At 62.3% G+C, this 12,607-nt stretch carries 14 protein-coding genes; 10 read left to right on the forward strand and 4 right to left on the reverse strand.

What is annotated here, in order from left to right:
• Positions 1–20 precede the first annotated feature (20 nt).
• On the forward strand, positions 21–890 hold the full coding sequence (locus tag ACFOPO_RS16855; protein ID WP_386704728.1) for a hypothetical protein: 870 nt from the start codon (positions 21–23) through the stop codon (positions 888–890).
• 71 nt (positions 891–961) lie between these two features.
• Here ACFOPO_RS16855 and ACFOPO_RS16860 read toward each other — a convergent pair whose 3' ends face one another.
• The gene (locus ACFOPO_RS16860) at positions 962–1,198 is read right to left on the reverse strand and encodes a hypothetical protein (RefSeq protein ID WP_386704729.1); all 237 of its coding nucleotides are present in this window, start codon (positions 1,196–1,198) and stop codon (positions 962–964) included.
• Between the two features lie 576 nt (positions 1,199–1,774).
• On the opposite strand from ACFOPO_RS16860, the gene ACFOPO_RS16865 reads away from it, so the two are divergent.
• The 8 genes from ACFOPO_RS16865 to ACFOPO_RS16900 all read left to right on the forward strand — a co-directional run bounded on the left by ACFOPO_RS16865 (position 1,775) and on the right by ACFOPO_RS16900 (position 8,819).
• The gene (locus ACFOPO_RS16865; protein ID WP_386704730.1) at positions 1,775–3,166 is read left to right on the forward strand and encodes a D-Ala-D-Ala carboxypeptidase family metallohydrolase; all 1,392 of its coding nucleotides are present in this window, start codon (positions 1,775–1,777) and stop codon (positions 3,164–3,166) included.
• 362 nt (positions 3,167–3,528) lie between these two features.
• Complete coding sequence (locus ACFOPO_RS16870) at positions 3,529–5,238, forward strand: hypothetical protein (protein ID WP_386704731.1); 1,710 nt, start codon at positions 3,529–3,531, stop codon at positions 5,236–5,238.
• A 226-nt stretch (positions 5,239–5,464) separates the two neighbouring features.
• Entirely contained in the window at positions 5,465–5,659 is a 195-nt protein-coding gene (locus ACFOPO_RS16875; protein ID WP_386704732.1) for a hypothetical protein, read from the forward strand.
• 123 nt (positions 5,660–5,782) lie between these two features.
• Complete coding sequence (locus tag ACFOPO_RS16880; protein ID WP_386704733.1) at positions 5,783–6,595, forward strand: hypothetical protein; 813 nt, start codon at positions 5,783–5,785, stop codon at positions 6,593–6,595.
• A complete protein-coding gene (locus ACFOPO_RS16885) occupies positions 6,592–6,873 on the forward strand; it encodes a hypothetical protein (protein ID WP_386704734.1) in 282 nt (93 codons plus the stop codon). The genes ACFOPO_RS16880 and ACFOPO_RS16885 overlap by 4 nt, the downstream gene beginning before the upstream one ends.
• Positions 6,874–7,183: 310 nt before the next feature.
• Positions 7,184–7,582, forward strand: coding sequence for a hypothetical protein (locus ACFOPO_RS16890; RefSeq protein WP_386704735.1), 399 nt, complete (start codon positions 7,184–7,186; stop codon positions 7,580–7,582).
• A gap of 170 nt (positions 7,583–7,752) precedes the next feature.
• Positions 7,753–8,421 (forward strand): DUF433 domain-containing protein, encoded by a 669-nt coding sequence (locus tag ACFOPO_RS16895; protein WP_386704736.1) that lies wholly within the window; start codon positions 7,753–7,755, stop codon positions 8,419–8,421.
• Positions 8,418–8,819 (forward strand): hypothetical protein, encoded by a 402-nt coding sequence (locus tag ACFOPO_RS16900; protein WP_386704737.1) that lies wholly within the window; start codon positions 8,418–8,420, stop codon positions 8,817–8,819. The genes ACFOPO_RS16895 and ACFOPO_RS16900 overlap by 4 nt, the downstream gene beginning before the upstream one ends.
• 159 nt (positions 8,820–8,978) lie before the next feature.
• Here ACFOPO_RS16900 and ACFOPO_RS16905 read toward each other — a convergent pair whose 3' ends face one another.
• Genes ACFOPO_RS16905 through ACFOPO_RS16915 form a run of 3 tightly spaced genes read right to left on the reverse strand, consistent with a single transcriptional unit; the run spans position 8,979 to position 10,811 of the window.
• Positions 8,979–9,203, reverse strand: coding sequence for a hypothetical protein (locus ACFOPO_RS16905; protein ID WP_386704739.1), 225 nt, complete (start codon positions 9,201–9,203; stop codon positions 8,979–8,981).
• Positions 9,190–9,858 carry a hypothetical protein gene (locus ACFOPO_RS16910; RefSeq protein ID WP_386704740.1) on the reverse strand — a complete coding sequence of 223 codons (669 nt, stop codon included), beginning with the start codon at positions 9,856–9,858 and terminating at the stop codon, positions 9,190–9,192. The genes ACFOPO_RS16905 and ACFOPO_RS16910 overlap by 14 nt, the downstream gene beginning before the upstream one ends.
• A gap of 56 nt (positions 9,859–9,914) precedes the next feature.
• Complete coding sequence (locus tag ACFOPO_RS16915; protein WP_386704742.1) at positions 9,915–10,811, reverse strand: integrase domain-containing protein; 897 nt, start codon at positions 10,809–10,811, stop codon at positions 9,915–9,917.
• 948 nt (positions 10,812–11,759) lie between these two features.
• On the opposite strand from ACFOPO_RS16915, the gene ACFOPO_RS16920 reads away from it, so the two are divergent.
• Positions 11,760–12,287: a hypothetical protein gene (locus ACFOPO_RS16920; RefSeq protein ID WP_386704743.1), complete on the forward strand. Its 528-nt coding sequence runs from the start codon at positions 11,760–11,762 to the stop codon at positions 12,285–12,287.
• Positions 12,288–12,607: the final 320 nt, after the last annotated feature.

Here is a 12,607-nt window from a genome sequence, read left to right on the forward strand (position 1 = left end):
AGCGTTACGGGCGAGCTCGAATGACTGCGCTACTGGACACTGCTCTTCGGACGCGCCGCCGCTCGTCTTCTCGTCGCTCCCAAGGTGACGGCCGAAGCCATGATCGCCGCGAGCGCTTCGAGGCCGATAGCGCCGTGCGTCTCGAACGCGCCGCACGTCGGGTGCTCCGCTGTTACGGGTACGGCTCCGCCTGGGCGCCCACCCTTTATCAGGCTGACGTCGAGCGTGCGGAGACGGAAGGCGAAGGCGTCCCTGACGCGCTGCAGATCGCGCGCCGCGGGAAAAGGGAGGAGGCGGCGGTCCGCGATGAGAACGGGAAGATCATCCTGCGCGCGTTCAAGCGTTGGTCTTCGGTCAACGGAGGGCGCTGGGTGGCGATCCCCGCCACGCACACGGACCGCATTGGCTTGGCGGCGCTCTCCCGTGTCGAGAGGCCGCTTGACTCTCTACTGGTCGCGTTCTCCATCGAGTCGGCGACCGAATGGCTGAAGGTGGAGGCCTTTTTCGCCGCTACGGCAACGTCGCCGCATTGGCAGGTGGCGCTTCGCGATGCCATGGCTCGCATCATGTTCGGATCCCGCGCTGCTGGCATCGAAGCCCGATCATTGGAACTCCGCGTTAAGACCCGAACATTCCGCGAGTTGACACGGAACTATGAGCGCGGATTGCGAGATCGGCTCACCGTGGCGGCGTCGATCTACCTCGAAGCGCTCAATGAGCTGGAGAGGAATCACGGCACCTATCTCCGCCTCCCGCCGACTGGCGGCAGTCAGGGGAACGGTGTGCGTTCCGCAACGTGGTGGGACAAGCATGCCGATGCGGCGTCAAAGTCGATTACGCCACCTTCTTTGCCAAGCGCATCAACGCTTCGTAAACCGGCCAATGGTTGACTCCCGCGCTACCCATGAGCCGTTCGAGATCCATTGGATCCGTTGCTCTCAGCAGCACGTGCCTCGCTTGGTCACCCAGTAAGGCTTGGCCTCCAGACAATGCTGCTGTTCTGGCGGGCCTGCACCGCTTCTTCGATTCCGAGCAGGCGATCCGTTTCCGCTTGACGTCCACGGGCGCTCTCGTTCTGCCTAGAGGCCGCAATCGCCGCCACGAACAGGTTGATGAGCTCTTCGTCTCTCTTCTTCTGGTGCTGGCGATAGGCGATCACCGCAATTGCTATCACCAACAACGTTGCAAGCGCTTCCATCAGTGCCATCCCTAGTCCGGATTGCCATCAATGTAGCCGCATCGGAAAGCCAAGGGCCAAGCGGGCCGGAATGCCACCCTGCCAGAGGCCTATATAGAGAGCACTCCGCCCCCCGCAGATAGCTCCCGGTGCTGGCCCCGGCAATGACCAGCAAGAACTTGGTGACCCGAGTGGCCGTCCCTGGCGGGAGGCGTTTCTCTGGCACCGTGCGAGAAACCGCGCCCGCCGGTCAATCCGGGCATCCCGCCAGCCCCGTCAGGCTCAAGACGACCGAAGCCGCCCCGGTATATGGGCGGCGCCCTTAACCCTCATGGCTGGGATTACTCAATGCTTGGTTACATGCCTCTCCTGGGAGCGATGGCTCCCGAACTTCAGTAGGACGCGCCCGCCGGAAGTGGCGGTCTGCTCGCCCGCTTCACGCATCGCCTTCTTCCCAATGCATCGCTCTCCGATCAGGACCGCAAGTCGCTGCTCGGCCAGGGGCTCCTCTCTTTTGCTGCGGGCATGCAGGGCGCAAGTGGCCCCGGTGCGCTTGGCACGGGGTTGGCGAACGGGATCCAGTCCGGCCTGCTCTCGATGAACCAGGGTGCTCAGGACCATGAGGATCGCCGATACCGCGAGGCCATCATGGGCCGAATGACCGCCAACTCGGAGCGCGAGCAGCGCCTGTTCGATCTGAAGGACCGCATCCGAAATCCTGATGGGTCGATCAATGCCGAGGCATTCAAGGCGTGGCAGGTCGAGGACCCCAAGGGCGCCAAGGAATGGTACGAAGCCATCAATCCAACGCGCCGCAATCCTGGTCAGCCGGTTTACATCCGTAACGGCGACTATGAGGATCCCTACGTCTGGGACGACCAGCAGGGTGCTTACGTGCCGGCAGGTCAGTTCGTCGGCGGGCAGGGCGGGCTACTGGGCGATGCAGTCCAGCAGGCGACTCCACCCATGTTCGGCATCATGCAGCCGCCGACTTCTACGTCCGTTGATCCGGTGAATGACTTCGGGTCCCTCATCGGCGGATTCCCTGGCGTGCAGGTATCGAGCCTGTACCGAGATCCGAGCCATAACGCCAAGGTCGGTGGGGTGGCGAATAGCTATCACACGCGAGGCCAAGGCATGGATGCGGTTGTTCCGCCCGAATACCGAGGAGCGTTCCGGTCGAAGGCCAGCTCCATGGGCTATGACGCCATCGATGAGGGCGACCACATCCACGTTGAGCCCGCCCGCGGCATGACCGCGTCTTCCGCGTTCGGTCCGAATCAACAGGTCGGCGCGCCGCCTGCTCAGGTCTTTGGACGTAGGCCGGTCAAGACGACCCAGCAAGAGGCCTACCGCACGTTGACCGCGGACGAAGTGGCGCAGCAGGGCCTGCCTGTGGGAACGGTCGCGCAGATCGGGCCCAATGGGAAGATTGACGTGGTGAACAAGCCTGATGCGCGTCCTGGCACTCCCGGCGTGCTTCCGTTGTCTGCTGGAGAGGCCGCGAAGGTCCGCACTCAGTTCAAGGAGACGAAGGACGCGTTGAACACGTTCAAGGCGTTCGACAGGGCTCTGACAGAGGTTCCCAACGGCGCTGGCCTGCTTCTGGAAGGTGAGCAAAAGGGGCGTCTCGGCACCGCCTACAACAACGCACGCGCCGCGCTGCGGATCGTCTACAACACGGGCGTGTTGCAGCCGGGCGAGCTTCCGATGCTGGAGAGCGCACTTCGTGATCCGACGTCGTTCCAAGCGGTCTTGGACCCGAGGACGCGGCCCCAGATCCAGGCGCAGTTGGACGAGCTCTACCGAGCGCTCGCTACCAACATCGACAACCAGGTCCAGAGCTACCCGCAGATCTTCAATCAGGACGTCTACCAGCAGCGGAAGCAGGCGGGTGGCAACAACGGTCCTGCGCTCGGCGAAGTGCAGGACGGCCACCGGTTCAAGGGTGGTGATCCCGCTGATCCGAATAGCTGGGAGAGGCTGTGATGGCAGGTCCTTGGGAGAAGTACCAAACTCAGCCGTAGGAAGACGGCCCGTGGAGCAAGTATCAGGGCAAGCCGGCGGCAAGGCCCGCGGCAAGCTCCGGTCCGACCATGGGTGATCGCATCAAGCGCGACCTGGGCCTCAGCACCCGAAACGTTGTTGAGGGCGCAGGTGATCTGGTTGGCATCGTGGCCGACCCTTTCATTCACGCCTACAACTGGCTCGGAGAGAAAGGGCCCACGACCAAGAGCCTGATCACCGGGCAGCCTGAGCGTCGCTGGGAGCGTCAGGAAACCACTCGAGAGGGTTGGGGTAGGGCGCTGGATACCTTTGGCGTACCTCGTGCTTAGACGGCTTCAGAGCGCGTGGAGGCCGACGTTGGTCGCGCGATAACCGGGACCGCCCTGACGATGGGATTGGGTGGAGTGCTCAACGCTGGTCGGAACGCTGCTGCCAGCCCAACCATTGCCAGCCGGATGGGCGACTTCCTGACCGCACAGCCGACGCTGCAGACCATAAGCACGGCGACCGGATCGGGGGCCTCTGGTATTGCCCGCGAGAACGGTGCTGGAGCAGGTGGACAGCTTGCGGCTGGCTTGGCCGGCGGTCTTGCTCCGGGAATGGCCGGCTACTCAGCTGCAGCATCGACGCGTGCGCTGACCCGGGGGCGATCCGGTGATGCCATGCGCCGGACGGCTGAGGACTTCGGGCAGCTGGGTGCGACCCCTTCTGTGGGGCAGGCTTCCGGCAACCGCGCGATCCAAGGCGTGGAGAACCTGCTTGCAGGCGCCCCGACTAGCTCTGGCGTCATGGACCGCTTTGCGAGGAAGCAGGCGGCAGACATCGGGGATGGTCTTCAGGCGAACGCGGAAGGCTTCTACCGCAACTCAAGCAGCGAGCGGGCAGGGCGCGCAGTCGAACGAGGCATCAACGTCTTCGCCAAGGATGTGGAGGCCAAGCGGGGCGACTTGTACCGCGCCGCCGATGCGCTGATCCCGCCGGAAACGTTGGTGCCGATGAGTCGGACCCGTGCCGTGCTGGCGAACCTGACGGCTGTACCCAAGGGAGCGCCGGCAACGGGGGAACAGTTTGTCAACCCGCAAATTCGATCGCTTTCCGAGCGCATCGAGCAGGACGTTCTCGCATCTCGGACGGCGGGGCCTATGGGAACGCTTGCGCCGATGCAGGGAGGTCTTGGCTACCAAACGGTGCGAGACATTCGCACGAACATCGGTCGTGACCTAGCGGATTTCTCGCTCTCGACTGACCGACCGACCAGGCAGCTGAAACAGGTCTACGGAGCACTCTCGCAGGACCTGGAAGAGGCAGCTAAGGCCCAAGGCCCGAAGGCCGCCCAGGCCATGAGTCGCGCCAACAACTACTTCAAGATGAGCGCGAGCCGCTTGGATCAGTTGGAGCGGGTCGTAGACAAGAACGGCGGCCCTGAGAAGGTGTACACCGCCGCGATGTCCGGAACGCGCGACGGCGGCACCACGCTCCGAGCGGTGATGCAGTCGCTGGACAAGGAAGGGCAGCGCGCGATCACCGGAGCGGTGCTCAAGCGCATGGGGCTGGCATCGCCAGGCCTGCAGGGCGCAGAGGGTGCGGAGTTCAGCGCGCAGACGTTCCTGACGAACTGGAACAAGCTGAGCCCGGAGGCCAGGCGCGCGCTGTTCGATCGCTATGGCGCGTCCTTCTCGAAGGACATGGACCGAATTGCCAGAGTGGCCGAGAACATCAAGGGCGGCTCTCAGGTTTTCGCCAACCCTTCGGGCACGGCCAACAAGGCGGCGGCCTACACCTACGGCGCTGCGCTGGTCAGCTCGCTCTTTACGGGCGGCACAGCCGGGCTGTTGTCAGCGGGGGCAGGATTCAACCTGTTAGCCCGGGGGCTGACGAAGCCGTGGGTCGTCAGGTGGTTGTCGGAATCCACCAGGGTGCCGGTGGGCAGCGCTGCGGCGCAGATCAGCACGCTACGCAGCATCGGCCAAACGAACGGAGACGAAGAGACGGTGCAGCTCGCGGACGAGCTGCTCAGAGAGCAAGGAAGAACGCCGCCACGCCCCCGACGATAAGGGCGGCGGCGGCTCCAAACCACAGGGCCACCTTCCAACCATCGCTAGGCTCTTTGGCCCGGTCCAGCCAGTCCTTCTTTTGCCAGTCACTCATCCCAGTGGCTCTCAATAAGGGCGCCCCGAGCCTAGCACAGCACAGAGTTTTCAAAGGTTTTGACATGACGGGTAAGCACCCCCAACCAGCGGCCGGCGGGTCGCAGCACAGTACGAATCAGGGAGCACGTAAATGAGCAGCGGCGGCGGGAAATCCACCACAACGGTACAGAACAGCGGTCCTCCACAGTGGTCGGTGGGATCGTTCCAAAACTTGATCAACCAGGCCAACCAGGTGGCCAATCAGCCATATCAGGCCTATGGCGGTCAGCGCATCGCCGGCTTCACGGGTGACCAGCAAGCGGCCCAGGACATGATCCGCGGCTAGGCATACGGTGGGCAGGGGTTCGCCAATGCGGCGTCCCAGTTCAATCAGGGACTGCTTCAGGGGCAGGGCGCGTACACGCCTGATCGCAACCCCTATGCCGGGCAGAGCCCGTACCTCAATCCGATGATCGAGAATGCCCAAGCAGACGTGACGCGCGCCTACAACAACGTCACTGCCCCGGGCATCTCGTCTGCCTTCAACGCAGGTGGGGCTTACGGTGGAACCGCACACCAGGCGGCATTGGCTGAGTCGCAGAGGCAGCTTGCTAGCCAGCTCGGTGATATCTCGACTGGGATGCGGAGTCAGGACTATGACCGCCAAGTCGGTCTGGCGGAGTCGGATATCAACCGGCGCATGCAGGCCTCACAGGACTTCCAGAATCGTCAGCTACAGGCGCTGTCGCTTGCACCCCAGACCCAGCAGCTGGGCTACATGGGGGCAAACCAGCTGTTCGGCATGGGTCAACAGCAGCAGCTGCTCCAACAGCTCGGCTATGACACGCAGTACGGCGACTTCACCGAACAGCGAGATTGGAAGGGCAACCAGCTTGGGGTCCTTGCGAATGCATTGGGGACCATCCAGGGCGGCTCGACAAGCCAGACGGGTGCAAACCCGAACTACCGGAGCGCTGGCCAGAACGCACTCAGTGCGGCTGCAGCTATCGGCGGCATGATGCTGATGGCGTCCTCCAAGGACATCAAGGACACGCAGAAGCCGCTGCTGGGTGATGAGGCCCTCAGGGCAATCCGCAAGATGCCCGTGGATCGCTGGAACTACAAAGGCGACTCGACCCCGCACGTTGGCACCTATGCGGAGGACTTCAACAGCGCGCTGGGTCTCCCGGATCAGCCGTACATCAATGCGATCGATGCGATTGGCGTCCTGACGGGTGCAGTCAAAGCGCTCGACAAGAAGGTCAACAAGGGGGGCAAATGAGTCCGTTCTCGTTGATGCCTTACGACTACCAACAGATGGCGGCCTGGCAGCCTCAACGCGGGCTGCTTAGCTGGGGCGGCTTGCAGCGCCAGCCCATGCGGCCGATGGCCTACCAGAACATGTCTCAGATGCCGAGCCAGGGACTGTTTCCTGGCACTGGCGGAATCTTCCAGGGCGGCATGCCGAACCTCGGCCAGAACGCCAATTGGTGGGATGCAAACAAGGGCGGCATTGGCCAAGGCCTTCTCTCCTACGGACTTCAGGGGTTCCTGCGATGAAATGGATTGCGAAGTGGTTCAAGAAGGAAGTGGGAAGCAAGCCGGTCACTGTGGACGAGGCGATGTGGCTCTGGCAGCACAGCCATCCAGATCTGCTCGGATGCCTGGTCCATATGGACCAGTAGATCACCGAGCTAACGGAGGCCCTGCAGACTGCTAGGGAGCAGCATCTCCAAGCATTGGACGTCATGGCTAACCGCGATGACCATCTCGAGAATCGACTGAGGAATGTCGAGCTCGCGTTGGTCGAGGCGGACAAAGCGCTCGTGCAGGCGATTGTGAGTCAGGCAAGCGAAGGGGCTCGCCACTGATGGAGATCTCGCTGGTACATCCAGCGGCTCTGCGGTCCGTCTGGGACAAGGTCAAGGACGGCCTTGCCCAGATGCCGCCGGAGGACTGGATTCCGGAGGATGTCTATCACGAGATCAGGGCGGGGAGGGCCGCCCTGTACGTGGCCCAGGAGGGCGAGGCTTTCGGCGGCTTCCTGGTGCTGCAGCGCCGAGAGACGGAGTTCACCGGCCTACCAATCCTCCACGTCTGGTTGGCCTACAACGCTGGGGACAGGGACGTGTTCCAGGCCGGGGAGGCGACGATCCGGGAGGTAGCCGGGCAGATGGGGGCGCACCGGATCACGTTCGGGTCGCCGCGGCTGGGATGGTCGAGGCGCTACCCACTCGTGACGGCCACCTATGAGTTGCAACCCTCATAGGAACAAGGGCTTAGCAGTTGAGTCAACATCAGTCTGTAGGTGTCCCGGGATCCCGTCGCAGTCTCGGCGATGGGGCGGCCGGACAATCCTCGCCAGACACACGACACCCCCGTCCATTCGATAGACTCTCCCCTATGGGTATCCAAATCCAATCGCCAGAGACGTTCGGGGTGGGCATCTACTCCTTCCCCGACGCGGCGCGTTTCATTGGCGCTGAGTCGAGCGCGTTGCGTCGGTGGATGCTCGGCTACCCCGGTACGCGTCATGGCGAAAAGCATCAATACGCGCCCCTTTGGCGCCCGCAATTGGCGGGCACTGACATCGAAGGCGTCGGGTTTCGCGACCTCATCGAGCTTCGTTTCGTCCGTACGTTCGTAGCGGTCGGTGTGCCGTTGCTGCTCATCCGCCGTACGATCGAGGAGCTCAGGGAGCGGCTCGGCAACGAGTATCCGTTTACCAGCACCGCCTTCAAGACTGACGGTCGAAGAATTTTTATGGAGTTGCTGGACGAGAACGGCGACAGCGCGCTCGTTGACGTTGTGAAGCGTCAAAACGTCATGGCGAAGGTGATTGGTCCTTCGTTACGCGAAGGCGTCGAGCTCAACGTGGCTGATCAGGCCGCCCGCTGGTACCCCGTCCCGAAGTCCAAGGCTATCGTCTTTGATCCGGAACGGAAATTTGGGCAGCCAATTCTGGCCGACTCCGGAGTGCCGACGGTCGCGATCGCTAAGGCCGTCAAAGCCGAGGGCGGCAACCTCAATCGTGTAGCTAAGCTTTACGAGATTTCGACGGCAGCTGTCCGTAAGGCAGTGGCCTTCGAGGAGCGGGTGGCTGCTTGAAGGTTCAGCTGGACGAGAACCTCCCTCCAGCCTTGGCTAGGGCGCTAAATGCACTAGTCGCCGTCGATGACTACGAAGTAGTGCATGCCGGCGACTATGCTCGGGGCGCGCCCGACATCGAGCTCTTCCGCCGTGCAATCGAGAGTGGCGTCAGGGTGCATATCACAGCTGATCACCACCACCGTCGTCCCGCCGAGCGGGAGGAGATCGCGAAACTCGGACTTACAGTGTTCGTGCTCGCCAGCGGCTGGGACACGATGGGGCACTACGAGAAGGCCGCTAGGCTCATTGAGTACTGGCCCAAGATCATGACGATGGTCGAGATCGTGGCGCCTGGGTCGATCTTCCGTGTGCCGCATGGTCGCAATCGTCCGCTTGAACCGATCAAGCGACGTTAGGTAGCGGGTCAATAAACAAACCGGCAACAATTCGGCTCTGAAAAACAATCAATCTAGTTCAAACGGCCGAATTGATAGAGCGCGGAAATTCGCCATTTCTAAGGTAGAGGCTAGTAGAAATATCCGGTCAGCCCAGGTGGTATTGCTACTGGCGAGACCCTAGTTCCGCCAGGTCTGGCCCGTCTCCTGATCAAACCAGCGTTCGACCTCATCCCGAACTGGCATCACGCTGCGGAATTGCAGGAGGCTGGGCCAGTTCTCCTCCAGCCAAGAGTGGAAGCGGGAGAAGTGGAGATCTCCTTTATGGATGTGCCTGTGCTCTTCCTTGTTGCACCACTGACCGATCAGGTAGCGGATTTGCCGCTCTGCCTCAGGCTTCTTCATAGGGGTACCGCACCGTGGAGTTGAGGGGGAGCGCGCTGACCATCAGTCCCTCACCAATGATTGGCTTGAAACCTGCTCGTTGGTAGTAGCGGACCAGCTTTGCGCGATCGCGTGCGAACTTCGTTGGGCCTTCGTCTACGCGGCCCTCCCATTGGATCGGGAAGGCTTTCAGCGCGGCGAGTTCACAACCCTGGCCGACCCCATCGCAGGCGAGTCTAATTGCCTGAAGACCCAGCCCATGTCCACGGTAGGGCTGCTCGATGTTCAGGGTGCCAAGAACGAAGAGGCGGCAGACCTCGACCCCGGTAAATCGTTCCAGTGCCGGCCTAAACCAGCCGGTTCGCGTGGTTAGTAGTTCGCAAAAATGGGCCAGGCTGCTGTCCACCCCGTCTAGGACATCAAAGGGGGAGACGCCGGCATCCACTGCTGCCTCTAGGTCTGCTATGTACATCGACATCGCGCCAATTGGCGTTGCGTAGTCCGGCCCAGAGAGAAGTCTGCCCTCATACGATAAGACGTACTGCCCGGGTTCGCCGTGATTTCGATACCGGTGCCCCACCACGACCTTGAGATCAAGAATGCAGGACTCGTAGCCCCGTCGTGGCTTTGAGACTGCCTTCGCTAGCTTGGTGATTCTGAGGGCGTTTGCAGGCATGGAGGGCGCCTACTGGGAGCGGACGCCGAGCATACGCCCGACTGCGCCGCCGGTTCTCAAATCCCTTCCCGGCGTCCGTACACCTTCCGCACATACCGCCCCCGTCCATCCCCATGTCCCAGATCCATCGAGGTCTGGGCGTCGGCCTCGGCCATACTGAAGGCCTCCTTTTGGTAGAGATCCAATAAGTCGCACGCGTAGGCGTATCGCAGGGCGTGCGCCTGCAGGTCCAACGGCTCCGTGACGTGCCGATGGACCGTATTCCGATACCAGGTCATCGCGGCCTTCAGGCCCCGCTTGTCGATGATCTTCCCACCACGCTTGGCGGCAACCGCCAACGCTTCTCGAACGGCCCCCGAGGCCTTCTCCAGGTCCGGTGCGCGTGAGTCCCGCGGCCGACCACCCTTCGTCCCGAAGATCACTTTGACGCGTTCGCCGGCCGCCAACTGACGCTCCCATGTGGACAGGCTCGGTCCCGATTGGACGGCCTCAGCTCCACGAAGGCCCAAGGTTCGCTCCAGCTTGAAGAGCGCAACCAAGCCGGCGTCGATCCCTTTGGCAATCTCCAGAGCGGCCCGGAACTGCTCGTCGCTGGCCGCGACCTTCGTGCCATCCCGACAGCTGCCGCTGATGCCGAGCGCCTTGTTGCTGATGGTGGGCGAGTCTGCCGCCTGGGCGCGCCCCACCGCACGCATCGCCCCTCGGATGTGAGAGGCCTCGTTCTGTAGCGTGCGCACCTTCTTCTCCTCCGATTTCCTCGCATCGAAGTAGAGCGCGATGTGCTTCTCTCTGAGCCCTTCCACGTCCGCCACTTGGTAGCCGCGGTCGTGGAGGAGGGCAAACAGCCGGCCCATAGTTCCCATCCTGGCCTGCTTGGTCAGGTGAGCCCCGCCTCTGTCCTTTGCCGCCCCGCGTGCTGCTGAAACGGCCTTGGTCCGCTTACTCACTCGCATGTCCCTCGATGTGGCCGGCCAGCCGACTGGAGCGCCCCCGCGAGCTGCCGAGGCAGCCCTAAAAAATGAAATGACGAAGTGGTCACCCGGGGGCGGAGCCAATCACGCTGGCCGGCTTCACCGATGGGTGAGTGCCGATCCCCTCAGCACGTCAGGTGGTCCTGCGAGCTGCCGCATACGCGGTTTTGGGGAGTCCCGATTGGGAGTGATTGAGATCATTGGGGTGTCTTCTCCGGACGCCTTGTGGCGTCGATGTGGGCTGCACAAGGTGGTCTGCCTTGGACAGCGACGTGGACGTATGTGGACGGGTGTGACGGGGAGGGCCATGGGCCTGCTCAGCCGTCTGAAAAACAATCAATGAATCAGCCATGGCCGGCCACCGTGGATGGCCCGGCTCGTTGCTAACAATGGGCATCAATGGAGGCCCGTCCGCCTCGGGCGGCAGGGTCCTGCCTTCACTAAAGTAGAGAGAAATAGTGATCAGGCAGCTCGGACAGGCTCGCTTGGAGCACTCTCTCGGCTGAATTAAATCAAGGAATCAAAGCCGGGCTGGCCGGCTGAGAACAGGGCGTATCAATGGAGCGCGTAGAGGGCCATCAGGGCCTCGAGAACGCGGTTTCACAATCTCAGGTGCTTGCGCCCGGTCGGCTGTGCGCCAGGCGTAGCGGGGCAATCGATGGGCCGATGCCAGCCCAATTTCGTCGCGTCACTTTCTCAGGTGTGTCGGCCAAGCGGGCCGGTCGCTCTTACTTGTGTCTAGCTTACGGGACGGGTGCAGGCTCGCAAGGGGCTAGCCCATGTTGATTAGCGGCTAGTTGTAGCACGGAGCACTCAAAACGCGTTCATTGACGCTGACAGGCCTAGCCTTCTTGGCCGATACGGTCGGCCGCGCCCGTTCCACCCGGTGAGTTGGCAGCCCAGGAGGCGGACATGGGATGGCAAGATGACATGGAAGAGATCGCAAAGTGGGTATTCACGGCCGGAATCTACGGTGGTGTGAAGTACGCAGAGCAGCAGGCCGCGCAGGAAGCTGCAAAGAGTGGGGCAGGGAGGGCAGGGGCTACCGCCAGCTTGGGGGAAGGCGGCTTCGAGTATCGGCCTGGTGATTTGTCGAAAGTTCGAACCCCCCAGTATGTTCCACCGCCTAGCGCGATCCGGCCCAGCAGCGGTAGCTGCTGCTGCGAGCGCTACGAGTTTCGAGACGGGCTACTTCTCAATCGAGAGGATGGCCGAATGTGGCGGTATGACGAGGACGCCGACGAGCTGATTTCCATCCCATCTTCAGGCGATAGCCGATCCGTGGATCCACTCAAGCTCGACCTACGGACGCTGATGGCCCTGTTGGAGGCGGCCAAACTCAGGGAGCTGTTGGAAAAACAGCGGCAGAGTAATCAATTCAAGCCGACCCAATCAGCAACCTCATCAAGCGTGCTGCCAAAGAAGCGTAAGGCGAAGAAGACGGGAGGCCGTCGTTAGGGCCGCATTGGCGCACGATCCAGTCGAAGGCAAGGCCATGTTGACGGCGGAGCGCGTGGGGTCGGGCGGTCGCCTCGTCCAGTGTTAATGTCCGCTCTCGACCCACTGCGGACATTCGGTCTACGTCCGCAGGGCGGCCACCATGACGCCTTCCCTGTTGCGCTGGCTCGACCCGGTTATGACTTACGATGCGTCGGGATTCCCAAAAGACTGGATGCACGGCATGAACAGCGGGCTGGCGGACTTCATCGAGCATCACGCCGAAACGATCATCGAGCACGCGATCACGTTCGCGAAGACCGTGGAAGTCGGTACGCCAC

Origin of the sequence: Lysobacter sp. GCM10012299 (genome assembly GCF_042649405.1) — a bacterium.
GTDB lineage: Bacteria > Pseudomonadota > Gammaproteobacteria > Xanthomonadales > Xanthomonadaceae > Lysobacter_J.